This is a genomic window from Microbacterium sp. NPDC059771 (genome assembly GCF_042732495.1).
Classification (GTDB): Bacteria; Actinomycetota; Actinomycetes; order Actinomycetales; family Microbacteriaceae; genus Microbacterium; species Microbacterium sufflavum.
On sequence record NZ_JBHWHK010000001.1, the window covers coordinates 631301 to 654238 of the forward strand.

Consider the following 22938-nt stretch of genomic DNA (forward strand, 5'->3'; position numbering starts at 1 on the left):
GGCGCGGAACGGCGGAAGGATGACGCGATGACGGAAGCGGTAGCCCAGGGCGTCCATCGCGCCAGGTACCGCCGCATCCTGTCGTTCGCGAGCCGCGAGTTCGTGAAGATCTGGTGGTTCGAGCTGGTGCTTCCGCGCTTCGGGCTCGCCGCGGTCGCGGAGCGCACCCGCCCGCGCCGGATGCAGCGCTTCGCCCGGCGCTTCCACACCCTCGCGGTCGAGCTCGGCGGACTCATGATCAAGGTCGGGCAGTTCATGTCGTCGCGCCTCGACGTGCTCCCGCCCGAGATCACGAAGGAGCTGGAGGGACTGCAGGACGAGGTGCCCGCGGTGCCCACGCCGCAGATCCGGGCGCTCGCGGAGGCCGAGCTCGGCATCCCCCTGGAGCGCGCCTACGCCTGGTTCGACGACACCCCCGTCGCCGCGGCCTCGCTCGGTCAGGTGCACCGCGCGCGGCTCTCGGCCCTCGACGCGGAGGACACCGGGCTCGACGAGGTCGTGGTCAAGGTGCAGCGCCCCGGCATCGACGAGATCGTCGCGGTCGACCTCGCTGCCCTCCGCCGGGTCGCCCGCTGGCTCACGCGGGTGCGCATCGTCGCCGACCGGGTGGATGCGCCCGCCCTCGTGGAGGAGTTCGCCGTCACGAGCCTGGAGGAGATCGACTACCTGCACGAGGCCCGCAGCGCCGAGCGGTTCCGCGAGAACTTCGCCGACGACCCCCGGGTCGCGGCGCCCGAGATCGTGTGGGAGCGCACGACCCGCCGCGTGCTGACGCTGTCCGACGTGACCGCCATCAAGATCAACGACACCGAGGCGCTGCGGGCGGCCGGCATCGAACCGCGGGCCGTCGCCGACGCGTTCGCCGAGGTCATGTTCGACCAGGTGTTCACGCATCGCTTCGTGCACGCCGACCCGCATCCCGGCAACATCTTCGTCACCCCGGTTCCCACGGACGGGGGCTTCCGTCTGACGTTCATCGACTTCGGCATGATGGCCGAGGTCCCCGACAACCTCCGCGAGGGGCTGCGGATGCTCCTGATCGCGGTCACCGCGCGCGACAGTCGCGGACTCGTGGCCGCCGCGAAGGAGATCGGGGTGCTGCTGCCCACCGCCGACACCGCCGAGCTCGAGCGCGCCCTGACGGCCCTGTTCGCCCGCTTCGGCGGCATGGGCTTCGCGGAGCTGAGCCGCGTCGACCCGCGCGAGTTCACCGACTTCGCAGACGAGTTCGGCGACATGGTGCGCCGCCTCCCGCTCCAGCTGCCGGAAGACCTGCTGCTGCTGATCCGGGCGGTGTCGCTCACCTCGGGCATGTGCAGCGGCCTCGACCCCGCGTTCAACGTGTGGGATGCGGCGGAGCCCTACGCCGCTCGGCTGCTGCGCGACGAGTCCGGCAACCTGATGCAGGACATGGCCCAGCAGGCGATGGAGAACGCCGCGACCACGTGGCGCCTCCCTGGGCGCATCGACCGCATCATCACCCGCATCGACGACGGCACCGTGTCGTTCGACACCTCGCGACTGGAGCGGCGCCTCGATCGGCTGGAGGGTATCGCGCGCCGCATCGCCTCCGGGGTGCTGTTCGCCGCGATGCTCGTGGGCGGCGCGCTGCTGGTCGCCCCGGTGCCCCCGCTCGGGATCACGCTGCTGTGCGTCTCCGTGCTGCCTCTGCTCGGGGCGCTCTTCGCGGGGCGCCGCGGCCGCTAGACCCGCCCGGCCGCAGGAGAACGCGGCGGCTCCGGCGGAGGCGGCCCTGGCCGAGGCGGCCCGCATGGGAGGATGGGTTCTCATGGACAACCCGGTCGAGAAGCATTCCCCCTCCGACGGTCCGCAGACCCCCACCGGCACCCACCGCACCGCGGGAGAGGCCGCGCGCAAGATCGTGCGCGACATCACCACGGTTCCGCCGCGCAGCGTGCACCCCGCGCTCGTGCCGGGCGTCTCGGTCGAGGAGACCGGTCGCACCTACCGCACCGACCCGCTCGTGTTCGGTGTGGCGGCGGCGTTCGCCCTCGGGTTCATCGCGTGGGGCGTGTTCGCGGGCGACAACCTCGCAGGCACCACCAGCACCGTGCTCGCGTGGGTCGTGGAGTACTTCGGCTTCTTCTTCACCACGATCGCGACGATCATCCTCGTGTTCATGCTGTTCGTCGGCTTCAGCCGCTACGGGCGCATTCCTCTGGGTCGTGACGACGAGGAGCCCGAGTTCTCGATGTTCTCGTGGATCTCGATGCTCTTCGCGGCCGGCATGGGCATCGGGCTGGTGTTCTGGGGCGCCGCGGAGCCGCTGACGTTCTTCGAGAACCCGCCACCCGGAACGGTCGAGGCGAACACGCTCGAGGCTATGCACACCGCGCAGACGCAGGTGCTCTACCACTGGGGCCCGCAGGCCTGGGCGTTCTATGCGCTCGTCGGCGGGGCCATCGCCTACGGCGCCTACCGCCGCGGTCGCACCCCGCTGATCTCGTCGATCTTCGCGCCGCTGCTCGGCGAGCACCGCACGACGGGCCCGGTCGGCCGAACGATCGACATCTTCTCCATCATCGTGACGCTGTTCGGCACGGCCGCGTCTCTCGGGCTCGGTGCGCTGCAGATCGGCCACGGCGTCGAGCTGGTGAGCGGCATCGGCCCGCTCGGCAACGGCATCCTGATCGCCGTCATCGCCGTGCTGACGGCGTGCTTCATCGCGTCGGCCGTCTCCGGGGTCTCGAAGGGCATCCGCGCGCTGTCGAACATCAACGCGGTCGTCGCGATCCTGCTGGCGTTCTTCGTGTTCTTCGTCGGGCCGACGCTGCTCATCCTCAACGTCATCCCGTCGGTCGCGGTGCAGTTCCTCGGCGACCTGCCGACCATGATCGGCCGCTCGGCCTCGCAGGGTGAGGCCGCGGAGGCGTTCCTGTCGAGCTGGACGATCTTCTACTGGGCGTGGTGGATCTCGTGGTCGCCCTTCGTCGGCATGTTCATCGCGAAGATCTCGCGCGGGCGCACGCTGCGCCAGTTCGTGTCGGTGGTCATCGTCGTGCCGTCGGCGATCTCGCTCGTGTGGTTCGCGATCTTCGGCACCACCGCGATCCAGCAGCAGATGAACGGCGCCGGGCTCGTGGTCGACCCGCCCGAGGAGGTGCTGTTCGGCGTGCTGGAGAACCTGCCGTTCCCCCTCGTCACGAGCATCGTGCTCATCCTGCTCATCGCGATTTTCTTCATCACCGGCGCCGACTCCGCCTCGCTCGTGATGGGCACGCTCTCCCAGCAGGGGCGCCCAGAGCCGTCGCGCTGGGTCGCGGTGGTCTGGGGTGTGCTGGTCGGCGTGATCGCCGCGGTGCTGCTCGTGAGCGGCGCGGAGGGCAGCGGCCTGCAGTCGCTGCAGAACGCGACGATCATCGCGGCCCTGCCGTTCGCCATCATCATGGCGTTCATGATGATCGCGTTCATGAAGGATCTGCGGCGCGACCCGATGATCCTGCGCGACCGCTACGCCCGCGCCGCCGTGCGGCACAGCGTGATGGCCGGACTGGAGGAGTACGGCGACGACTTCGCGCTCGTGCCCGTCGAGTACGACCACTCGGAGGACGACCTGGCATGGATCGACGAGGACACGGTCGACGACACCCTCGCCGAGGTGTACGAGGCGGCGACCGAGGCGATCGACATCGTCCCGCCGGCCGACGTCGAAGCCGCAGTGGACGCCGCGATGGACGAGACCCTGAATCAGCCCGACGAGGCCGCGCAGCCCGGGGCCGAGGGTCCGCCCGTCCGCTGACGCCGCGGAGGGCCCGGGCGCGCGACGGCACCCGGGTCCCTCGGCTCAGGCGACCGCGCGGGTGAGGGCGGCCGTGGCTCAGGACGCCTGATGCGGCGCGTCCGCCTGTGTCTCCGCGTCCGCCGGGGTCTCCGCGTCCGCCGGGGTGTCCGCGTCCGCCGGGGTCTCCGCGTCCGCCTGTGTCTCCGCGTCGGCCGGGGTCTCCGCGGCCGCCGGGGTCTCTGCGGCGGCGGTGATGCGGGCGGCCATGCCCGAGAAGATCAGGCCGTGGAACGGCAGCACGGCAAGCCAGTACAGCCGTCCGGTGAGGCCGCGCGGGAAGAAGATCGCCCGCTGCTCATACCGCGCACCCGCGCCGTCTGGCACCGCCCGCAGCTCGAGCCACGCCTCCCCCGGCACCTTCATCTCGGCGCGCAGCCGCAGCAGGTGCCCGGCGTCGGTCTGCTCCACGGCCTCGACGCGCCAGAAGTCGATCGCGTCGCCCACCCGAGCGGCGGTGCGGCTGCGGCGGCCGCGGCGCAGACCAACGCCGCCCACCACGCGGTCCATCCAGCCACGCACGGCCCACAGCAGCGGCGAGGAGTACCAGCCGTTCTCGCCGCCGATGCCCAGGATCACGCGCCAAAGTTCCGCGACGGAGGCGTGCGTGCGCACCGAGCGGGCGTCGGTGAACACGGTGCGTCCGGCCCAGTCGGGGTCGCTCGGCAGCGGGTCGCTGGGCGCGCCGGACACCTCCGCATCTTGCCAGCTGGTCTCGATGGCGTCGGCGTCGACGCGGCCGAGGGCGAGCGCGACGGCGCGGCGGTACGGGGTGAGGCCGCCGTCCGGCCGCGGGATCAGCTCGTCGATCGCGTGGTCCTTCATGATGCACTCGTTCTGCAGGGATGCCACGAGCGGTCGGGCGATCGATCGCGGCACCGGCGTCACGAGGTTCACCCAGTGCGAGGCCAGCTCGGGCGTGAGCACGGGCAGCGCGGCGATCGCACGCTGACGGAGCCCCGCCTCGACCGCGTAGCCGTTCATCATCTGTCCGTAGCGCAGCACGTCGGGGCCGCCGATGTCGACCGCGCGGTTCACGTCGGGGTCGAGGCGGGCGGCACCGAGCAGGTAGTGCAGCACGTCGCGCACGGAGATCGGCTGGATGCGGTTGCGCACCCACTTCGGCGCGGGCATGTAGGGCAGCACGTCGGTGAGGTGGCGGATCATCTCGAAGGATGCGGAGCCGGAGCCGATCACGACCCCGGCCTGGAGCACGAGGGTCGGCACGCCGGAGTCGAGCAGGATCTCGCCGACGCGCACCCGGGAGCGCAGGTGGGGGGAGAGCGTCACGTCGTCGGGGTGCAGTCCGCCGAGGTAGACGATGCGCCGCACTCCCGCCGCGGCGGCGGCGCGGGCGACCGTGTGCGCGGCCCGCTCGTCGCTCTCCTCGAAGCCCTTGCCCGCGGACATCGAGTGGATCAGGTAGTACACGACGTCCACGTCGTCCATCGCGCGGGCGACGGCGTCGGCGTCGTCGGCGGATCCCTCGACGATCTCGCAGTCGTCCCCCCAGGTGAACGACGCGGCGCGCGCGGCGTCTCGGGCGAGCACCCGCACGCGGTAGCCGGCGTTGAGCAGGCGGGGGGTGAGGCGGCCGCCGATGTAGCCGGTGGCGCCGAGGACGAGGGCGCGGGGAGCGGAACCGTCGGCGCGGGGGACGGCCCGCAGCATCTCTTCGCGCCCGGTGGGCTGGGTGAGCTCGCTCATGGTCCGAGCGTAGGCGGGGGAGCGGACGATCGGAACGGGCTTGCGGCGGTCGCGATGCGCGGATAATCGTCCGGCTCGCGGCCTCGATCGCGGGCGGTCGCCGAGGGGGCGCCAGACGGGGTACGGTCGTACTCGTGACTTCCATCGAATCGATTCGACGCACGCGGCCCGACCGGCAGACGCGCCGCGCCAGGATCGCCGTCTCGGCGCTGTTCCTCACCAACGGCGCCCTGTTCGCAAACATCCTCCCGCGCTACCCGGAGATCAAGTCGGCCCTCGGCCTGGACAACCTCGGCTACGGCGTCGCGATCGCGGCCTTCCCCGCGGGAGCCATCGCGGCAGGGCTGCTCGCGGCCGTCCTGATCCGGCGGTTCGGCTCGGCCCGCGTCGCCGTGATCGGCACGGTGCTCACGAGCCTCGGGCTGCTGTCGGCCGCCCTCGCGCCGTCGGGAGTGCTGTTCGCCCTGGCGCTGCTGCTGGGCGGAGCCTCCGACGCGATCACCGATGTCGCCCAGAACGCGCACGGCCTCCGCGTGCAGAAGCGCTACGGCCGCTCGATCATCAACGGCTTCCACGCGATCTGGTCGATCGGTGCCGTGCTGGGCGGGGTCATGGCCGCCGGGGCGATCGCGCTGCACCTGCCGCTCGCCGTGCACCTGGGGATCTCGACGGCGCTGTTCGCCGCGGTCGCGCTCGTGGCGCTGGGCTTCTGCCTCCCTGGTCGCGACGACGACGCGGAGGAGGCCGCGGCCGAGCCGGGCGAGCTGGCGGGGCAGGTGCGCCGAGGTGTGCCGCCGCGGACGATCGTCGCGATCGTGGCGCTGACCCTCATCGCGATGGCGGGAGCGGTCGCGGAGGATGCGGGCAACTCGTGGGCCACGCTGTACCTGGGCGACTCGCTGGGGGCTGCCGCCGCGATCGCCCCGCTCGGCTTCATCGCCCTCGTCGGTGCGCAGTTCATCGGGCGGCTGCTGGGCGACCCCCTGACCGATCGGTTCGGGCAGCGCGCGGTGGCGGCGGTCGGTGGCCTGATCGCGGCGGTCGGGATGACGCTCGCGCTCGCCTTCCCGAGCGTTCCCGGCACGATCCTGGGGTTCGCCGCCGTGGGGTTCGGGATCGCCACGCTCATCCCGGCCGCGATGCACGCCGCCGACGAGCTGCCGGGACTGCGTCCGGGGGTGGGGCTGACGCTCGTGTCATGGCTGCTGCGCCTGGGCTTCCTGCTGTCGCCGCCGTTCGTGGGATATCTCGCGGAGACGCAGAGCCTGGCGGCCGGGCTGATCGTCGCCCCGGCGGCGGCCCTGCTCGCGGTGCTGCTGTCGGGCTTCCTCGACGGGCGGCGACCGCGCGACTGATCTGCAATACAAGGGTTGCAAGAGAGAGGGCGCTGTGCAACGCTAGAGTTGCAGTCGTCGTCATTCCGACGCCGACCCGAGAAAGGAACCATCATGGTGGACATGACTCGCAGTGACGCAGCGGTGGTCGACGAGGAAGCCTTCTCCGTCCGTCGGACCATCCGCATCGACGCCCCCATCGGCAAGGTCTGGCAGGCGGTGGCCGAGCCGGAGCACGTGTCGCGCTGGTTCGGTCGCACAGAGCTCGCGGGCTCCGGGGTGGGCGCGACCGGGACGATGACGTTCCCCGACTACGACGTGATCCCGCTGCGCGTGGAGGAGTTCGACGCCCCGCGCCGCATCACCTACCGGTGGAACAACGACGACGCGCTCGGCAGCCTGCCCGAGCGGATCGACGAGGCGACCTCCACCGTCTTCACCTTCACGCTCGACGAGGTCGACGGCGGCACGCAGCTCACGGTCGTGGAGAGCGGGTTCGACCGCACGTCCGACCCGCGCGCGAACCTGGAGTCGCACCGCACCGGCTGGGAGCTCGAGCTCGACAAGCTCGTCGCACTGGTCGAGGACCGCACGTGACGGCGCCGACCCTTCTGCCCGTGCTCTCGGCCCTCGCCGACGAGACGCGGTGGAGCATCCTGACCGCGCTCGGTGAGGGCGACGCCTCCGCGTCCGCCCTCGCCGGGCGGCTGCCCGTCTCGCGGCAGGCCATCGCGAAGCACCTCGGCGTGCTGCAGGAAGTCGGGCTGGTCGAGCCGGTGCGCGTCGGCCGCGAGGTGCGGTTCCGCGTGATCGGCGCCGAGCTGTCGGCCACCGCCACCGCGCTGGACGCGATCGGCCGCGAGTGGGACCGACGCCTCGCCGCGATCAAGCAGATCGCGGAAGGGCTCTAGGCCATCTCCTTCGCGGCCTCGGCGTCGCCATGCTCCCCGTCGGTCTCCGCAGCCTCTTCGATCGCGGCCGTCATGCCGACCAGGAAGCGCATCACGGTGCCGCGTTCGGCGTCGGACAGCTCATCGACGAGGCTCAGCATCCGGCGGTGCATGGCGCCGAGCGTCGCGCGCACCTCTTCATCGCTGCTGACGGTGGGGACGACGATGCCCGCGCGACGGTCGGTCGGATGCGGCTCGCGGCGCGCGTGACCTCCGCGCTCCAGGCGGTCGATCAGCGTGGTGGTCGATGCCGTGGAGATGTCGAGCATCCGGGCGATGTCGATCGGTCGTACGATGCGCCCGGCCCGCTGTTCGCGGAGCAGGAAGCGCAGGGCCACGAGGTCGGTCTCGTTCATGCCCATCGAGGCGCGGGTGCGGGCGCGCATGGCGGTCTCGGCGCTGCGGTAGCGGCGCAGCATGTTCAGCACGTCGACGGTGGAGGCGGTGTCGCTCTCGGGGTACCAGTATCCGGAGGCGTGGAACTCGCCTCTGCTGTCGGTCACGCGACCTCCCCCTCGTCGCTCGACCCGGCCTCCCGCTCGAGCATCTCCATCGCGCCCGTCTCGACCTCGGCCGGGACGATGCGCAGGAGGCCGCCCGTGATGGCGTCGGTCTCGGCGCCGATGATCTGCTCGATCCGGCGTCGCGTGACGGAGGGGAAGCGCTCCTCCAGGCGTTCGAGCAGATCGGCGTAGCTGATGTACGACGCCTCCTCGAGACTGAATCGCTCGGGCATGGCATCCTTTCGGGGGCGATGTCTCCATCATCGCATCCCGGAAGTGCCCGATCGCGCGGAATAATCGCTAGTCTGCCTCGTTGTCAGACTGTCGAGGTACCATGGGCTGCGGGGAAGGAGTACTCGGCATGGGGAAGACCAGCACGGATGTGGCGACGTCGTCGCTCGCGCGCGATGTGGACGACTTCCGTCGCGCCGACGCCCAGCTCAACCGCCGCCTCGCCGCCCGTCGCGAGCCCAACGACACCGACCGGGCCGCGATGCACTTTATCGGCACCGCGCCGGCCGAGCGTCCCCTCACCCCCCGCGACCTCGCCGGCTTCCTCGGCATCAGCACTGCGGCGGTGACGAGCGTGATCCGCCGCCTGTCGGAGCGTGGGCAGATCGTGGTCGCGCCGCATCCGCTGGATGCCCGGTCCAAGGTGCTGCGTCCCTCCCTGCGGGACCTCCACTCGCAGGGCGACGAGCTGTCGGTGCGGGTGGCGGCGCTCGCCGGCGAGTTCACCGAGCAGGAGGCGGCTGCGATCTCGCGGTTCCTGCGCCGCCTGACCGACGAGCTCGGCGACCTCCCCTGACCCGACTTGATTTAACTAGTTAAACTAGTAAACTATCCTCGTCCAGCTTTCTGCACGAGGAGAGATCATGGGAACCCTGACGTACGCGAATGCCACCGCTCCGATCGAGATCGACGACGAGGTGCTCGCGCATCTCCGAGCCGCAACCGTCACCAAGCTCCGCCGCAATGAGCCGTTCGCTCTCACCGTGCCCACGGGAGACGGACAGTCGGAGACGCTGTGGATGCACGCGTCCATCCCGGTGCGCTTCGCCCTCGACTCCACGGTCGAGCTGCACCGACCGCTCCTGGCGCGCCTGATGCAGGCCGCGAGCTCCACCGGAGGCCTCGACCTCACCGACGCCGAGCTGTCGCTCGAGCTGGCATCGCGTGAGCTGCACGCGATGACCGCCTGAAAACGGAGGATGCAAGCCAGCCTCACCGTCCATCGTGGTCCTCTCGAAGGGCTCTCGGACCACGTGCGGTGATGGCCTCGGCGAGAACGGAGCGGGGGCTCCGCCTCGCCATCGAGCGGCATCCGGCCGCCTGGGATTCGGGTTCCCGGCCGCCGGATGCCGCTCCGTCTGTCACAGGGCGGTGTAGCCGCCGTCGACCAGGTGGTAGCTGCCGGTGATGAAGCTCGCGGCGTCGCTCGCGAGGAACACCACGAGGTTCGCGACCTCGTCGGCCTGCCCGAGCCGACCGATCGGGTGCTTCGACACGAGGAACTCCTTCGCTTCGTCGCCCATGTTCGCCAGCAGCGGGGTGTCGATGAAGCCGGGGCCCACCGAGTTCACGCGCACGCCCTGCGCCGAGTACTCCAGTGCGGCCGTCTTGGTCATGCCGACCACGCCGTGCTTGGCCGTGACGTAGGCGGGCGATCCCGCGAAGCCGACGCTGCCGAGGATCGAGGCGATGTTCACGACCGAGCCGCCGCCGTTCGCGAGGATCGACGGGATCTGCGCCTTCATGTTGCGGAACACGGCGTTGAGGTTGATCGCGATGACCTTGTCCCACGCGTCCTCCTCGTAGTCGGCCGTCGGGGCGGTGGCGCCGCCGATGCCGGCGTTGTTGACGCCGATGCGCAGGGGCGCGAGGGAGTTCGCGAGCTCGACCGACGAGGCGATCCAGGCGGGGTCGGTCGCGTCGCCGACCGAGGCCTCGGCGGTGCCGCCCGCGGCGCGGATCTCGTCGACCGCGGCCTGCGCGTGCTCCGCGTTCAGGTCGTTCACGACCACCGACGCGCCGTTCTGCGCCAGCAGCAGCGCGACCGAGCGGCCGATGCCGCTGCCTGCTCCCGTCACGATCGCCGAGCGGTTCGAGACGTCGTACTGAGCCACGAGAGACTCCTCTTCCGGGCGGGCGCGGTGCCGGGAGATCTTCTCGGACGGTCCGTCCTTCCCTCCAGCCTACGCCGGAATATCGGAGGTGGATTCACGTGAATGGAAGTCAGCGGAGGACTCGGTAGCGCAGATGAGCCTCGCTCGCGAACGCCGACGTCTCCAGCCTCTCCAGCTCGATGCGCTGCCCGAGGCCCGCGAACAGGGAGATGCCGTCGCCGAGCAGTACCGGTGCCACGTCGAGATGGATCTCGTCGACCAGCCCGAGGCGAAGGCACTGGCGCGAGATGCTTCCGCCGAGCAGGCTCACCCACCCGTCGCCGGCGGCCTGCGAGGCGCGCTCGACGGCCTCGGCGATGTCGTCCACGACGAACGTGTAGGTGATGCCGTCGCGCTCGATCGGCTCGTGGGGGTGGTGCGTCATGAGGAAGACCGGCACTCGGAGCATGCCGCCGTAGGGGATCTCTCCGTCGTCGATCGTCTGCGTCCTGTTCGCGCCGCCGACGATGGCTCCGATGCGGCTCGTGACGCGCTCGACGACGGTGTCGTCTTCGGGGGCGGATGGTCGACCGAACATCCAGTCGACACCGCCGTCCGCATCGGCGAGGAATCCGTCGAGTGTGACGGTGGCATGGACGATCACCGTGGCCATGAGTGCTCCTTCGAAGAGATGAGTTGAGTGACTTGCCTCAAACCGTATGTGGAGTGGAGAGGGAAGTCAATGCGCTCACTACTATGGGATACTGGAGGCATGACTCGCGGCGACTCCTCCTATCACCGAGCGCTGGCGGCGACGAACCGGGAGGCGATCCTCGCCGCCGCGACACCGCTGTTCCTCGAATCCGGATATGACCGCACGTCGCTGGCTCGCGTCGCCGAGCGAGCAGGGGTCTCCACCGCCACGCTGTTCAAGCAGTTCCCGACCAAGGCGGCGCTGTTCGAGGCGGCGGTGCTCGCGGCCGGAGGAGCGCGCGACCCAGACCCCGTGGAGGTGTCGACGGACGACTTCGAGGAGGGGCTCGTGGCGCTCGGGCACGCCTACGCGGAACTGGTGACCCGTGCGCAGATGGTCGACCTGATGCGGACCGTCATCGCCGAGTCGCCGAAGTTCCCCGAGGTGCGGGAGCGGACCTTCGACTTCGGCACGCTCCCCGTGCTGGAGGCGCTGGGGCGCTTCCTTCGGGCATCGCACGCGGCGGGCACAGCGGACATCCCCGAACCGGACCGCACCTCGGCGCAGTTCCTCGGGATGATCGCCTCCGAGGTCTTCTGGCCGCGCCTCGTGCACGGCACCTGGTCGATCACGGGCGCCGAGCAGCGACGGGTCGTCGAGGAGGCCGCGCGAACGATCGCCGCGCGCCACGCGGCGCGGCCCGCGGCGGCTGAGTGATCGCCCCGCTCGTCGCCCCGGTCGCCCTGGCGTCGCTCGGGAAGGGAGGGGGCCCGTGAACGGAGATCACGCCGGGGGCGTGACGGAACCGCCGGTGTGCACCGGACGCACCTCGACGCCCCCGCCGGACAGCAACGACGGGTCCGTCCGAGCGAGATGGATGGCCTCGTCGATGTCGGCGGCATCCAGGATGTAGAACCCGGCGACGACGTCCCCCGACCCGTAGGGCCCGTCGGTCGGGCCGTCCGCCCGCAGCGTGCGCGCCATCGACCGAGGGGTCAGCGCGTACGCGGCCCGCATGCGGCCGGACGCGACCAGGGAGTCGAAGTGCTCATCGCACTCCTGCAGCTCCTCCGGGGTCGCCGTGGGGGCGTGTCGGGAGTCGCCGGCGTAGATCAGGATCGCGAACCGGGGCACGTCAGGACTCGTCCCAGGGGAGCTTCACCAGCGGCAGGATGTAGATCCGGCCCGCGATCGCGACGGGATGCTTCGCCATGAAGGCGGCGGCCTCGTCGATCGAGTCGGCGGTGACGAGGTCGTAACCCGCGAACCACTCCTTGAACTCCGGGAACGGGCCGTCGGTGATGATCGTCTTCCCGTCGCGGACCGCGACGGATTTCGCCTGTTCGGGTCCGGCGACCGGGCCGCCGTCTCCGAGGCGCCCCGCCGCGTCGCCCTCGGTCGCCCAGCGTTCGAGGATCTCCTGATCCTCCGCGCGGGCCAGCGGGGTCCCGGTGGAATCGGACATGTGGATGACGAGGTACGTGCTGCTCATGGGGTGTCTCCGTTTCTTGTGAGGTGAGTGCGGCGGCGGATGAGGTGCGCGGTCTCGGCGGTGTTGCCGCCGAGGGCGATCGCGCGGTCGTAGGCGGAGCGGGCCTCGGCCGGTCGGCCGAGCGCACGCAGCAGCTCGGCACGCGCGACGTGGAAGGCGTGGTGGCCGTCGAGCGTCTCGGCGAGCGGCTCGATCATCGCGAGGGCGACCTGCGAGGAGTCGAACTCGGAGACCGCGATCGCCTTGTTGAGGGTGATGACGGGGCTCGGATCGATCTGCTCGAGCCGCGTGTACAGCGACACGATCCGATCCCAGTCGGTGTCCCGCGCGTCGGCGGCGGTGACGTGCACTGCGTTGATCGCGGCCAGCAGCAGATACCGTCCCGGACGCCCGGCCTCCCGCTCGTCGGCGCGGGAGTGCAGGAGCTGCAGGCCCTCCGTGATGGCGGACCGGTCCCACGCTGTCCTGTCCTGTTCGTCCAGCCGCACGAGCTCGCCGTCGCGGGACACGCGTGCGGCGGCTCGCGCCTCAGTGAGCAGCATGAGGGCGAGAAGCCCGGTCACCTCCGGGTCGTCGGGGAGGAGGTCGTGGGCGAGTCTCGTGAGGCGGATCGCCTCGGCGGTCAGGTCCCGCCGGAGCGGGGGCGAGTCCGGGCCTGACGCGAGATACCCCTCGTTGAACACGAGATACAGCACGGTCAGGACGGCGTCGGTGCGGGCGGGGAGGTCCTCCGCGCGCGGGATCGTGAACGGGATCCGGGCGGCCTTGATCTTCGCCTTCGCCCGGGAGATGCGCTGGCCCATCGTGGTGTCCTGCACGAGGAACGCGTGGGCGATCTCCGCGACGCTGAGGCCGCCGACCATGCGCAGCGTCAGGGCGACGCGGGCCTCCAGCGGCAGCGTCGGGTGGCAGCAGATGAAGAGCAGGCGCAGCCGATCGTCTTCCACCACGCCCGCGGATGCCGGCGGGTCTGTGTCGTGCAGCATCATCGCCTCCCGGTGCTTCTCGTCGCGACGTGCCTCGCGACGGAGCCGATCGATCGCACGGCGGTTCGCGGTGGTCGTCACCCAGCCGGCCGGGTTCGGCGGGATGCCGTGCGCCGGCCAGTGCTCCACGGCTGCCGCGAACGCCTCCGCGGCCATCTCCTCGGCCAGATCGAGGTCGCCGAAGCGGCGCGCCAGTCCGGCGACGATCCGGGTCCATTCCTCCCGATGCGTCCGCGTGATGGCCGTCCTGGCCGCCCCCGCGTGGGAGGGCGTCGGCGTCACGATGCCCTCCGCGTCGACAGGGCCGCGAAGACGCGCCGGATCGGAGCGAGTCGTGCACCGCTCCCGCGAGGCGCGGGCGGGACGGCGATCCGGCGATCGGCGAGGGCCGCTCGTCTCTGCCACGCGACGGACCCCTGGTGCGTTGCCGTGTCGTGGAGCAGCAGCGCCATCATCGGATCAGTATGCACGGGTGCCGCCTTCCGGGGTGAGGGGAGCCCGAGGACTCCGGATACTCACACCACGAACGGCACCCGCGCATTTCGACACCTCCGGCGAGACAGGCTCCAGTCCTCCTGGTTACCTCGTCAGGGCGTATCCGTGTTCCGCGAGCGCCCGCGCGAGGAACGACGCGTACCAGGTGGGCCACTGCTCGTCGTAGACGCCGCCGAGCTGTTCGCGCTCGTAGATGCCGTGGGCCGCAGCGGTCGTGCGGAGCAGTTCCTCGAGAACGCCCGCTGCGCGTTCGGTGTCGATCGACTCGGCCATCGATCAGCGCCCGGGGAGTCGGTCGATCACCTGCTGGATGATCCACTCGTTGCCGTCGGGGTCGTCGAACGAGGCGTACGACGCGTAGCTGTCGTGCTCCTCGTTCGGCCCGTCGACGCGGTTGTGGCCGTCGGCCCAGTGGAAGACGCCGTCGGCGTCGTGCCAGATGGGGGTGATGTCGATCCCGCGGTCGGCGAGTTCCTGCCGGGCACCCGCGAGGTCGGAGGTCACCAGATGCAGCCCGCGCGCGCTGCCGGGCCGAGCCGACGTGAGCTGCTCGCCGAAGATGATCGAGGCGCTCGATCCTGGTGGGGTGAACTGCACGACGCGCAGTCCGCGATCGGTGGCGAAGTCGGCGTCCTCGCGGAAACCGATTCTGGTGTAGAAATCCTTGGCGCGGTCGACGTCGGAGACGGGGAGGACGACGATCTCGAGGGCGAGTTCCATGGTGCTTGTTCCTGTTCTTGCGGGTGGGCGCGGTCAGCGGGCGCTGAAGGCGGAGGTGAACGACTTCTTGAGGCCGGGGGTGCCGAGGAGGGGCAGGAGCGCGGCGAGCACCCGGGGGCCGAAGGCGGCAGGGGTTCTGGTCAGCGTGACGTCGATGAGCGTGCCGCCGCTCGCGGGGGTGAAGCGGAAGTCCCAGCCGCCGCCGGCGCCGAACAGCTTGGAGTCGTGGGTGACCATCGTCGCGGAGCCCGCGGCGGTGTCCCACTCGTAGCGTCCGCGCTCCCAGGCGGCGTCGTTGCCTTCGGTCACCTCGGCCCAGTTCGCTCCGCGGTCGTGCACGTGGAAGTGCTCGGGCTCGATGCCCGACCAGGCATCGGTGCGAGCGGGGCTGAAGTCGGTGAGGACGGCCATGGCGGCCGTGGGGGAGAGCGGCGAGGACACCTGGAAACGGGTGACGGACATCGGGGGCCTTTCGGAGAGTAACCGTTTGGAATGGTTACACTCTGACAGTGCCCGAGTAACCTGTCAAGCTGGTTACCCCGATCCGCTCGATACCCGTTAGAGTGGTTACGTGATGCACGCCTTCCCCTGTGGGACTCTCGCTCTCGATTTCGTGGGCACGCTTCGCGCGCGCCGCGATCCGGAGCCGCGCGAGATGCTCGCCGACGGGCCCGCGCTCGACGCCTGGTTCGTCGAAGCGGGCGTCATCGGCGAGGCGCCCGCGGCCAGCCGGACGGAGTTGGAGCGCGCGATCGAGCTGCGCGAAGCCATCTACGACTGCGCTCTCGCACGACTGCAGGGGCACGGACTGCCGAGTGTGGCCGTCGGCGTGCTCAACCGCTGGGCCGGCTCCGCCCCCGTGCGGCTGATGCTCGACGACGCCTCCACCCGGCGAGAGGGATCGGCCGCGAACGGGCTCGCGACGGTGGCGCGCAACGCCGTCGAGCTCTTCGGCGGTGACGACGCCGCGCTGCTCCGCGAGTGCGGGCGGCCGGGCTGCACGCAGGTGTACGTCGACCGTTCGCGGGGCGGTCGCCGGGAATGGTGCTCGATGCGCACCTGTGGCAACCGCGTCAAGGTCGCACAGTTCCGGGCTCGTCACCGCGACGCCCCCGCGAGCGCGTCCGCCTGAGCTTCACAGGGACGCTCGACGGAGGGCGAGCGATGTTCTGCTTGGTTACCACCCAACAAGACGGCCATACGGACAGGGCCTGGTGCGGGCTCGGAAGAAGTTCTATTGCTTGGCGCCAGGCGTTGCGTTCACGCGGAAAGTGCTCCTTCGCCTGGAGAATCGTCAGTCGATCCGTCCGGTTCAAGCCATGCGAATGCTGCCCGCCATACCTCTTCGTCCGGTTGGAGGATCTCGAGGCTTCGCCATATCAATGCGTAGAGCTGATCGACCCATGCCTTGGCGAGCGGCACGTTCCCGCCGGCGCTGAGGGACATGCTCGGGATGAGATGGCCACGATGCAGGACGTTTCGACACCGCTCCATGGCATGGGTCTCGAGTGACCACCACTCTCCATGGGCCACACCGCTGGCGAGAGAATACGACTGGCGGTAATAGTCGAGGAGTCCAGACTCTTCCGCCATGGAGCGCAGCGAGACTCCCGCGAAGGAGTCTCGAGTGTCCACGATGCGAGAATCGAAGATGTCGTCGTTGTAACTCAGCTTCTGCAGCTGCTTCACTGCCTCGCTGAACTCGTGGTCCCGGGCGGCCTCCGGGATCTCGTCGAGTATTCGTGAGTACAGTTTGGCTTTCCCCGCACCATAGTCCTTGTATGTCTGATAGATCGCGTGATCTTGCTTCGACATCCACTCGATGTGCACGCGCCCCTCGACGAGCACGCGCGTTACATGTGAGCCGTGCTCGGCACACCATAGCTCTGGTGATCCAAGCGCAACGATGACCTCTCGGCCAGCGCGCGACACCAGGCCGCCGTGCACCTCAGCCCGGGCAGGATTGCGGAGGTCTCGAGGTCCTTGAGTGGCGGCTTCGATGTAGCTTGCGAGGAGATCAAGCGCGAGTTGCCGCAGGTGCTTCCCGTCGTCTGGCGGGCCACTAGGCGCGAGCCGAATGTCCGGTTCCGGATTCTGTGATGCGTCCGCGCGAGTCCTCTCTGGGATTTCCTCTGAAGGAGCGTCGCGCTTACGCATGCAGCCAGAAGTCATCGAGTTCGTGCCCCAGAACACTCGGGACCAGGTTTCGCGTGCACCGGCATCATCGGGATCCTGGTCGAGCGAGGTCAGTTGTTGTTGTGCGCCCCACATCGCACGAACGACCGCGTCAGCCTGAGGAAGCTTGGCCACGTTAGTGGGGTAGTCGTGGAGGATGTCGATTGTCTCTTGCGACGTTCGGAAGGTGCCGGCCTGGACGCCGCTCCAGATGCTGAAGCACTTCAGTAAAGCTTCTCGGTGGTCGTCGAACATGCTGTCGTACACGGCTTCGCCCAGGAGGTCGATGACGTCCTGGGTGGGAGGCGCAACGCCCATACTTACCAGCCATTCCGCCGGGCGATGCGCGTATGAGGCAAGCGCCCGTTGGACGCGTGCCGAAAGCAATCCATTGCGATGCGCGTGGTGGCAAACTACCTTCCTCGCGTTCTCGCTTTCCCTCGCGAGTTTCTCGAGCCCTGAGAGCGTGCCGTCGAGGCCACGCGCAAGGCTGAGGTCCGCCACATCTGGACGAAGCTCTGCGACTACGTCCCTTTGCCACTGAACGAACCTTCGCGCCGCTGAGTTGCCCGCGTCTGCGAGAACGAGCGCGGGCCACAGCAAGTCTGGGAACGCATCTACGACCCAGTCGGATAGCGTGAGCGCGCCGTCCGCTACGAAGGGCGCTTTGTAGACACGTCCCTTTCGGACGTGGCCACGCATCGGTCCTGTCGTCTGGTTCGGCCTAGGGATGCTCACACTGGAACGCTATCTGCAGCTGGCGACATTCATAGTCTGTGCGGCAGATCGTCGCGTTCTTCGGCGGTTTGCAGGCATCCACATGTCCCATAGATTTGGGAGGTAGGGCGCAGGGATCTATGTGGGGCCATGGGGGGATGCGTCGGAAGAGCTCAAGGAGCGCGGCCGTGGGATTGTCGGGGGAAGGCTGATGTTCGCCAGGCATGGAGCCGACGCTTCGGCGCTGATCTAAGGCGTTGCTGGTTGTGCTAATACGGGAAAGGTGTGACTCACAGGGCGCTGCCGCCAACACCCGGGTTGCGCGGCATCCGCTCATAGAGCAGGGCTCCCACGAAGTCGATAAATGTCCACAGCGTGATCCGTCCTCCCGTGTGCCCTGCTTTGACCCTGAAAGGTGGGCCCGCTCAAGTAAGTCCGCAAGCGATTGAAGGCATCCTCGAGGGCGAACGGTGGCGTGGACGACGTCAATTCCTACTCAGGTTGAGCAGTAAAGCTCCACTTCGCTGAGGCCGCCGACTGCGTTGTGTATAAACGTCAAGAACTCCCTGACCTGGCCCGCGCCGACGTCGTTCGGGTCTGAAGCTAGTCGCTCGCGGAGCTGCCCTGCACTGAGTCCGGGCTGGACGACGACGATCTTGGACTCAAGCACCGGTGGATTGCTGGCAATGGATTCATCCATTCGCTCATCGATGAGTCCGCACAACGCTCGTATACCGTCGAGGTCGCCGGCTAGCAAGGTGAGCGGCGGAGACTCTGTTCCCTCCAGACGGCGTGCGATGCGATGCCACAGCCCCCGATCAGTAACGTGACGTCGACTTTTTGCAGCCTGTTGGGCCACGACTTCGAGGTCTTTCACTCGCACACCTGGTGTTGCGGAGCTGGATGGCTTCGAATGCCACAGCTCGATTCTGAGGCGCCCCGCGCGGGACTGCTCGATGACGACGTGGTCGGCGATCTCACCTCCGCCGTCATTGTGGAACACCCACCGTTGCCGCACATCGTTCGCGATGGGGTGGTTCTCGAGATGGGTCTCGACCCAGTGGTGGATCGACTCGTCGCCCCCGTTTCGTCGCGTTTCTTTTGTCAGATCGACACCGGTCCAGTCGGTCTCGATCAGTGGAACGTTGGGAAGATAACGCTCGCTGCGAGTGGCCGGGAAAGTCGTGCCCCCACTCACCGTCGTTCCGTTGAGGAAGTAGATCAGTGGCGGATGGGCATCGAACAGTTCCGCGAGTTCTGCCGCATGGCCAGCGCCTCGATGAAGCGTCGGGTCGCCTCGGACGGAGGTGAATCGTCCATCAACGGATTGCCGCCCCACCCAAATCTCGACCTCTGGGTCGGTGGGGTCGACCAAGCGCACATGCAGCTGGGTATCGTCGTTGGGGTCGACCGAACTTGTTCTAAGGTCCAAGACCTCCAGAGGGCGGCCGTCCGGCAGCGTCCAAGCGGCACCGTAGAGCGCTGGGCTCATCTCTGCCGCGATGGGGTGGGAGGGGAAGGCATCCGTTCGCGCGCCCTTAGAGACGTTCGGGAGCAGGGGTCCGGACTCGGTGACTCGCGGGAACCAGTACCGCCCCGCAAGCTCCGCCGCGAACAGGTCATACTCACGCAATCCCAGGTAGCGCGTCTCCCAGTACTTCGCCTTCTCGGCGGCGAGGCCGGCGGTTGCGGATGCCCCGGACGCAACCTTTACCTGGGCCATCGCATGTCCGAGCGAGCGAGCGTTGGTGTCGGCTTCGCGGAGACCCCGATCGATCCCGCTGCCGGCGAACGTCGAGTATGCGGGGGTGCCAGGAACGGCAGCAAACGTGTTGCGCACCCCCACAGAGGACACGGAGAGGCGCTCGAGCGAGTCGAAAGCGGCTTGGAGGAAGGCCGGATTCGCGTTCCTGAGCACCCCGGTCGGATCCAACGTGTCACGGCAATTCTTCGGGTACTCCCTCGCTGAAGTCTGGTGCCCACTCCACGCACGGGCGAACGCTTCATCGGCCGCGAGATTATCTACTCAGGGCTCGAACGGCGTTTGAGAGCCCGGTGTCTTGAGCGTTTACGAAGAGAAGGTGACCTCGCAGTCGTCAGCTGGATCCGCAGCAACGACACCCGACGCTCCCACAGCGGCACTTCATACATACTTGCGTGCGAGCGGTCGCACGGAGCGCAACGCGAATGTGACCGGAGCGCCATCAAAGGCAGACAAATACGCGCGATCTTGCTGTTCGCGTTGAACATCGTCGTCGATCAGAGTCGGCAGGATCTGCACCCAGTCCGCGTCCTCGAGATATAACTCGCGCAGAGCTCCCTGCAGCGCCGGGTAGACGTCCTCGTCGTGGACCGTCACCAAGACGGACTCTTGGGGGTAGTCGGCATTGGTTCTAGCAAGACGCCCGATGAACTGCATGGTCGCCGGCACAGACTTGTGTTTATCGTGATATCCCACGACGCGCAGTCGAGGAACATCGATCCCTTCCCCGAGCATGTCTACTGCGATTAGCGCTCGAAGCTCCCCGGCCCGCCATCGCGCGAGCATCGAGTCACGTTCGCCCTGAGAGGTCGTTCCGATGATGATCTCGGCGTGCAGTCCGCGATCCTTGTACGCGGTCTGTAGGAGGGTGGCGCGGTGGACGGTGCCGACCCGAATAAGGCCAACGCTGGTCCTATGCTCCTCGCTGGCCAGAGCCTGTACCACGGCATCAGCGATCTGTGCGTCCTTCGCGGCATCGGTGAGCGGGGCAGACGGTTCAAGGATCACGGGGCGGATGGTGTTGAAAAGACCGTCGTCGATCGCGGCTCGGAGTGGAAAGTGGTAGGCGTGAGTTCCGGGAAGAAGCTTGCCATCCGCACGGCGAGGCGTTGCCGTAAGGAGGACCGCGCGTGCGCGGGGAAAATACTCGAGAAGTTTGCGCCACGTTGAGGCGGGCGTGTGATGCGCTTCATCAAAAACCAAAAGATCGAAGAAGTCAGGGCTCGGGAGCTTCTCAACGGCCATGTGCTGCGGGCTGATGGAATTAGGCAGCGAAACAACCACGTCGCAAGCGGTGAGCTGTTCCCAATCAACATTCCGACCGGTGACTTCTTGGACGACGGGGCGCGGGCAGGATTGGTCAATCGCGCCAACCCGCGTGAGGTCGGGTTGATTTCGGAATGCCTCCGCGAGTTGCTTGCGAAGTTCCACGCTTGGTGCGACGACGAGGACCCGGTGAGAGCGGGCGATATATGGAAGCGCCGTCGCAACACCAGTCTTACCAGATCCGGTGGGCAGGGAGATAAGGAGGCGCTCCTCCGGCGCAAGCGTCCAATGGCTGGCGATGGCTGTCAGCGCCCCGAGCTGCGGTCGCCGCCACGCTGGTGATGTCGGGCTGCGGAGAAGAGAGAACCCGGCGAGGCCGCTCTGAAAAAGTGACTCGCGAGTCGGTGAGTCTGCGCCAATCGCCTCCAGCTCTGCGCTGGTCTCGTCCGTCATTGTGCCCCCCGGCATTCCGCTTTGAAGAGCACCCTAGCGGGCATCGAAGGGCGAACGCGCGGGGTTGTTCGCTTGCGCGGGTCAGTGCGCGCGGGGCCGAGACACGGAAGCAGCGATGATAGTGCGCCAGATCACTCGTGAATTCGCCCGCGAAGAGAGGTCATCTCGTGGTCTGGGCGAGACGGGATCGAGTCCGTTCTTATCCAGCTGGACCCTGATTCATCTCATCCAACGCGAGATATCTGATCGATCCAGGGTTCCTACACATACCTCTTGACACGCCCGCGGCGCAGGCATAACGTACAACCAAATGGTTGCACGAACAGAACTGAGCGAAGCGGAGGTCGACCGTGTGTTCCACGCACTGGCGACGTCGACCCGGCGCGACATCCTGCGCCGGACGATCGAGCGGGAGCAGTCCGTCTCGACCCTCGCCGCCGAATACGAGATGTCGTTCGCGGCTGTCCAGAAGCACGTGGCCGTGCTCGAGGCCGCGAACCTCATCGTCAAGCGCGCCGAGGGACGCGAGCGGCTCGTCCGCGCGAACCCCGAGATGATCGCCCGCGCCAGGGCGCTCCTCGCCCGTTACGAAGAGCTGTGGCGGTCGCGCATCGCCCGGCTCGACGACCTGCTGGCCGAGACGCCCGCCGGTCGCCCCGACAGCGACACCACCGACAACGCACGAGAGAACCCAGGAGACTGACATGCCCGTCACCGACGTCACCACCGATGCCGACGACCTCACGATGACTGTCACGGCCGACTTCGCCGCCCCCATCGAGCGGGTGTGGAACGCGTACAGCGATCCGCGCCAGCTCGAACGCTTCTGGGGTCCTCCCGGCTGGCCCGCCACCTTCACCGCGTGGGACCACACGGTCGGCGGCCGCGCGGTCTACACGATGAACGGACCGCGCGGCGAGAAGTCGACGGGCGTCTGGGAGTTCCTCGCCATCGAGGAACCGCACCGCTTCGAGGTGCTCGACTCCTTCGCCGACGAGCACGGAAAGCCCCTCGACGGCTTCCCCGCGCAGCGCATGAGCTTCACGTTCGATTCCACGCCCGAGGGCACCCGCATGGTCACCACGAGCCACTTCGACTCGGTCGACGCGCTCGAACAGGTCGTCGAGATGGGCCAGGTCGAGGGCATCAAGATGGCGATGGGCCAGCTCGACGCCGTGCTGCAGGACCTCCGCGACTACGCGCAGGGCAAGGGCACCCGGGTGGAGCTGCTCGACGACACCCACGTGCGCATCACCCGGCTCATCGAGGGTCCGCGCGAGCTGGTGTGGCGCGCGCACTTCGAGCCCGACCTCATCCGCCAGTGGATGCTCGGCCCGGACGGGTGGGAGATGACCGAGTGCGTCGCGGCCACCGAGGTCGGTCAGTCGTACCGCAACTCGTGGGCACCGGTCGGCGACACCGAGGGCGAGCCGTTCGGGTTCGAGGGTGAGGCGCTGCTGATCGACGCCCCGCGCCGCGCCGTCACCACCGAACGCATGCAGGGCATGCCCACCGAGACCGTCAACGACCTGAGCCTCTACGAGGAGGACGGCGCCACGCTCGTCACGGTGCTCATCGAGTACCCCGACAAGGAGACGCGCGACATGATCCTCGCCACCGGCATGGCCGACGGCATGGAGGCCTCGTTCGCCCGCCTGGAACGCGAACTGCTGGCGGTCTGACCGCCGCGTCGTCCACGACTCCTCGGAATCGGCCGGATCCCTCGTGGATCCGGCCGATTCCGCGTCCCTGCTCGCCGTTTCCGGGGAGTTGTGGACCG

25 protein-coding genes are annotated in these 22938 nt (G+C 68.6%); 11 read left to right on the top strand and 14 right to left on the bottom strand.

Annotated features, from left to right (window positions below):
* Positions 1 to 27: 27 nt before the first annotated feature.
* Positions 28 to 1707, top strand: coding sequence for an AarF/ABC1/UbiB kinase family protein (locus ACFV3I_RS03055; RefSeq protein WP_136045210.1), 1680 nt, complete (start codon positions 28 to 30; stop codon positions 1705 to 1707).
* An 82-nt stretch (positions 1708 to 1789) separates the two neighbouring features.
* On the top strand, positions 1790 to 3760 hold the full coding sequence (locus tag ACFV3I_RS03060; protein WP_372490604.1) for a BCCT family transporter: 1971 nt from the start codon (positions 1790 to 1792) through the stop codon (positions 3758 to 3760).
* A gap of 78 nt (positions 3761 to 3838) precedes the next feature.
* Here ACFV3I_RS03060 and ACFV3I_RS03065 read toward each other — a convergent pair whose 3' ends face one another.
* A complete protein-coding gene (locus ACFV3I_RS03065) occupies positions 3839 to 5506 on the bottom strand; it encodes an SDR family oxidoreductase (protein WP_247638166.1) in 1668 nt (555 codons plus the stop codon).
* A gap of 143 nt (positions 5507 to 5649) precedes the next feature.
* Here ACFV3I_RS03065 and ACFV3I_RS03070 point away from each other — a divergent pair, with 143 nt between their 5' ends.
* From ACFV3I_RS03070 to ACFV3I_RS03080, 3 genes are all read left to right on the top strand, one after another.
* Entirely contained in the window at positions 5650 to 6861 is a 1212-nt protein-coding gene (locus ACFV3I_RS03070) for an MFS transporter (RefSeq protein WP_247638866.1), read from the top strand.
* Between the two features lie 93 nt (positions 6862 to 6954).
* A complete protein-coding gene (locus ACFV3I_RS03075) occupies positions 6955 to 7437 on the top strand; it encodes an SRPBCC domain-containing protein (protein WP_136032933.1) in 483 nt (160 codons plus the stop codon).
* A complete protein-coding gene (locus ACFV3I_RS03080) occupies positions 7434 to 7751 on the top strand; it encodes a metalloregulator ArsR/SmtB family transcription factor (RefSeq protein WP_168442859.1) in 318 nt (105 codons plus the stop codon). Before ACFV3I_RS03075 ends, ACFV3I_RS03080 begins: the two co-directional genes overlap by 4 nt.
* Here ACFV3I_RS03080 and ACFV3I_RS03085 read toward each other — a convergent pair.
* Positions 7748 to 8293, bottom strand: coding sequence for a MarR family transcriptional regulator (locus ACFV3I_RS03085; protein WP_247638167.1), 546 nt, complete (start codon positions 8291 to 8293; stop codon positions 7748 to 7750). The genes ACFV3I_RS03080 and ACFV3I_RS03085 overlap by 4 nt on opposite strands.
* Positions 8290 to 8526, bottom strand: a complete 237-nt coding sequence (locus tag ACFV3I_RS03090; RefSeq protein ID WP_136032935.1) for a hypothetical protein — start codon at positions 8524 to 8526, stop codon at positions 8290 to 8292. Before ACFV3I_RS03090 ends, ACFV3I_RS03085 begins: the two co-directional genes overlap by 4 nt.
* 128 nt (positions 8527 to 8654) lie before the next feature.
* Between ACFV3I_RS03090 and ACFV3I_RS03095 the strand changes: the two genes are divergently transcribed.
* Together ACFV3I_RS03095 and ACFV3I_RS03100 are read left to right on the top strand one after the other, a co-directional pair.
* The gene (locus tag ACFV3I_RS03095) at positions 8655 to 9101 is read left to right on the top strand and encodes a MarR family winged helix-turn-helix transcriptional regulator (RefSeq protein ID WP_247638168.1); all 447 of its coding nucleotides are present in this window, start codon (positions 8655 to 8657) and stop codon (positions 9099 to 9101) included.
* Positions 9102 to 9168: 67 nt separating this feature from the next.
* Positions 9169 to 9495, top strand: coding sequence for a hypothetical protein (locus ACFV3I_RS03100; protein WP_136046103.1), 327 nt, complete (start codon positions 9169 to 9171; stop codon positions 9493 to 9495).
* A 171-nt stretch (positions 9496 to 9666) separates the two neighbouring features.
* Here ACFV3I_RS03100 and ACFV3I_RS03105 read toward each other — a convergent pair whose 3' ends face one another.
* Together ACFV3I_RS03105 and ACFV3I_RS03110 are read right to left on the bottom strand one after the other, a co-directional pair.
* Positions 9667 to 10419: an SDR family NAD(P)-dependent oxidoreductase gene (locus ACFV3I_RS03105; protein WP_247638169.1), complete on the bottom strand. Its 753-nt coding sequence runs from the start codon at positions 10417 to 10419 to the stop codon at positions 9667 to 9669.
* 109 nt (positions 10420 to 10528) lie between these two features.
* Positions 10529 to 11071 carry a dihydrofolate reductase family protein gene (locus tag ACFV3I_RS03110; RefSeq protein ID WP_247638170.1) on the bottom strand — a complete coding sequence of 181 codons (543 nt, stop codon included), beginning with the start codon at positions 11069 to 11071 and terminating at the stop codon, positions 10529 to 10531.
* Between the two features lie 99 nt (positions 11072 to 11170).
* Here ACFV3I_RS03110 and ACFV3I_RS03115 point away from each other — a divergent pair, with 99 nt between their 5' ends.
* Positions 11171 to 11809 (top strand): TetR/AcrR family transcriptional regulator, encoded by a 639-nt coding sequence (locus ACFV3I_RS03115; protein WP_136036846.1) that lies wholly within the window; start codon positions 11171 to 11173, stop codon positions 11807 to 11809.
* Between the two features lie 66 nt (positions 11810 to 11875).
* Here ACFV3I_RS03115 and ACFV3I_RS03120 read toward each other — a convergent pair whose 3' ends face one another.
* The 6 genes from ACFV3I_RS03120 to ACFV3I_RS03145 all read right to left on the bottom strand — a co-directional run bounded on the left by ACFV3I_RS03120 (position 11876) and on the right by ACFV3I_RS03145 (position 15247).
* Entirely contained in the window at positions 11876 to 12226 is a 351-nt protein-coding gene (locus ACFV3I_RS03120; protein ID WP_247638171.1) for a YciI family protein, read from the bottom strand.
* A gap of 1 nt (position 12227) precedes the next feature.
* A complete protein-coding gene (locus ACFV3I_RS03125) occupies positions 12228 to 12584 on the bottom strand; it encodes a YciI family protein (protein ID WP_136036844.1) in 357 nt (118 codons plus the stop codon).
* Positions 12581 to 13852, bottom strand: coding sequence for an RNA polymerase sigma factor (locus ACFV3I_RS03130; RefSeq protein ID WP_247638172.1), 1272 nt, complete (start codon positions 13850 to 13852; stop codon positions 12581 to 12583). The genes ACFV3I_RS03125 and ACFV3I_RS03130 overlap by 4 nt, the downstream gene beginning before the upstream one ends.
* A gap of 297 nt (positions 13853 to 14149) precedes the next feature.
* On the bottom strand, positions 14150 to 14338 hold the full coding sequence (locus tag ACFV3I_RS03135) for a hypothetical protein (RefSeq protein ID WP_206251989.1): 189 nt from the start codon (positions 14336 to 14338) through the stop codon (positions 14150 to 14152).
* 3 nt (positions 14339 to 14341) lie between these two features.
* Positions 14342 to 14785: a VOC family protein gene (locus ACFV3I_RS03140; RefSeq protein ID WP_206251988.1), complete on the bottom strand. Its 444-nt coding sequence runs from the start codon at positions 14783 to 14785 to the stop codon at positions 14342 to 14344.
* Positions 14786 to 14818: 33 nt separating this feature from the next.
* Positions 14819 to 15247, bottom strand: coding sequence for a hypothetical protein (locus ACFV3I_RS03145; RefSeq protein WP_247638173.1), 429 nt, complete (start codon positions 15245 to 15247; stop codon positions 14819 to 14821).
* Between the two features lie 112 nt (positions 15248 to 15359).
* Here ACFV3I_RS03145 and ACFV3I_RS03150 point away from each other — a divergent pair, with 112 nt between their 5' ends.
* Positions 15360 to 15917, top strand: a complete 558-nt coding sequence (locus ACFV3I_RS03150) for an ABATE domain-containing protein (RefSeq protein ID WP_136036862.1) — start codon at positions 15360 to 15362, stop codon at positions 15915 to 15917.
* Positions 15918 to 16045: 128 nt separating this feature from the next.
* On the opposite strand, the gene ACFV3I_RS03155 is transcribed toward ACFV3I_RS03150, so the two are convergent.
* The 3 genes from ACFV3I_RS03155 to ACFV3I_RS03165 form a co-directional block, all read right to left on the bottom strand.
* Positions 16046 to 17464 carry a DUF5677 domain-containing protein gene (locus ACFV3I_RS03155; protein WP_378803221.1) on the bottom strand — a complete coding sequence of 473 codons (1419 nt, stop codon included), beginning with the start codon at positions 17462 to 17464 and terminating at the stop codon, positions 16046 to 16048.
* Between the two features lie 709 nt (positions 17465 to 18173).
* Positions 18174 to 19595, bottom strand: a complete 1422-nt coding sequence (locus tag ACFV3I_RS03160) for a hypothetical protein (protein WP_378822351.1) — start codon at positions 19593 to 19595, stop codon at positions 18174 to 18176.
* 225 nt (positions 19596 to 19820) lie between these two features.
* A complete protein-coding gene (locus ACFV3I_RS03165) occupies positions 19821 to 21158 on the bottom strand; it encodes a DEAD/DEAH box helicase (protein ID WP_378822352.1) in 1338 nt (445 codons plus the stop codon).
* A 310-nt stretch (positions 21159 to 21468) separates the two neighbouring features.
* Here ACFV3I_RS03165 and ACFV3I_RS03170 point away from each other — a divergent pair, with 310 nt between their 5' ends.
* Positions 21469 to 21861 carry a metalloregulator ArsR/SmtB family transcription factor gene (locus tag ACFV3I_RS03170; protein ID WP_206251981.1) on the top strand — a complete coding sequence of 131 codons (393 nt, stop codon included), beginning with the start codon at positions 21469 to 21471 and terminating at the stop codon, positions 21859 to 21861.
* A 1-nt stretch (position 21862) separates the two neighbouring features.
* Positions 21863 to 22840: an SRPBCC domain-containing protein gene (locus ACFV3I_RS03175; protein ID WP_378803223.1), complete on the top strand. Its 978-nt coding sequence runs from the start codon at positions 21863 to 21865 to the stop codon at positions 22838 to 22840.
* Positions 22841 to 22938 lie beyond the last annotated feature (98 nt).

Excerpts from the sequence above, each read along its gene's own strand:
- ACFV3I_RS03090 (WP_136032935.1), bottom strand. The coding sequence starts at position 8,526 with ATGCCCGAGCGATTCAGTCTCGAGGAGGCGTCGTACATCAGCTACGCC.
- ACFV3I_RS03115 (WP_136036846.1), top strand. The coding sequence starts at position 11,171 with ATGACTCGCGGCGACTCCTCCTATCACCGAGCGCTGGCGGCGACGAAC.
- ACFV3I_RS03060 (WP_372490604.1), top strand. The coding sequence starts at position 1,790 with ATGGACAACCCGGTCGAGAAGCATTCCCCCTCCGACGGTCCGCAGACC.
- ACFV3I_RS03170 (WP_206251981.1), top strand. The coding sequence starts at position 21,469 with ATGGTTGCACGAACAGAACTGAGCGAAGCGGAGGTCGACCGTGTGTTC.
- ACFV3I_RS03175 (WP_378803223.1), top strand. The coding sequence starts at position 21,863 with ATGCCCGTCACCGACGTCACCACCGATGCCGACGACCTCACGATGACT.
- ACFV3I_RS03055 (WP_136045210.1), top strand. The coding sequence starts at position 28 with ATGACGGAAGCGGTAGCCCAGGGCGTCCATCGCGCCAGGTACCGCCGC.
- ACFV3I_RS03100 (WP_136046103.1), top strand. The coding sequence starts at position 9,169 with ATGGGAACCCTGACGTACGCGAATGCCACCGCTCCGATCGAGATCGAC.
- ACFV3I_RS03125 (WP_136036844.1), bottom strand. The coding sequence starts at position 12,584 with ATGAGCAGCACGTACCTCGTCATCCACATGTCCGATTCCACCGGGACC.
- ACFV3I_RS03140 (WP_206251988.1), bottom strand. The coding sequence starts at position 14,785 with ATGGAACTCGCCCTCGAGATCGTCGTCCTCCCCGTCTCCGACGTCGAC.
- ACFV3I_RS03110 (WP_247638170.1), bottom strand. The coding sequence starts at position 11,071 with ATGGCCACGGTGATCGTCCATGCCACCGTCACACTCGACGGATTCCTC.
- ACFV3I_RS03095 (WP_247638168.1), top strand. The coding sequence starts at position 8,655 with ATGGGGAAGACCAGCACGGATGTGGCGACGTCGTCGCTCGCGCGCGAT.
- ACFV3I_RS03075 (WP_136032933.1), top strand. The coding sequence starts at position 6,955 with ATGGTGGACATGACTCGCAGTGACGCAGCGGTGGTCGACGAGGAAGCC.
- ACFV3I_RS03165 (WP_378822352.1), bottom strand. The coding sequence starts at position 21,158 with ATGACGGACGAGACCAGCGCAGAGCTGGAGGCGATTGGCGCAGACTCA.
- ACFV3I_RS03065 (WP_247638166.1), bottom strand. The coding sequence starts at position 5,506 with ATGAGCGAGCTCACCCAGCCCACCGGGCGCGAAGAGATGCTGCGGGCC.
- ACFV3I_RS03135 (WP_206251989.1), bottom strand. The coding sequence starts at position 14,338 with ATGGCCGAGTCGATCGACACCGAACGCGCAGCGGGCGTTCTCGAGGAA.
- ACFV3I_RS03150 (WP_136036862.1), top strand. The coding sequence starts at position 15,360 with ATGCACGCCTTCCCCTGTGGGACTCTCGCTCTCGATTTCGTGGGCACG.
- ACFV3I_RS03145 (WP_247638173.1), bottom strand. The coding sequence starts at position 15,247 with ATGTCCGTCACCCGTTTCCAGGTGTCCTCGCCGCTCTCCCCCACGGCC.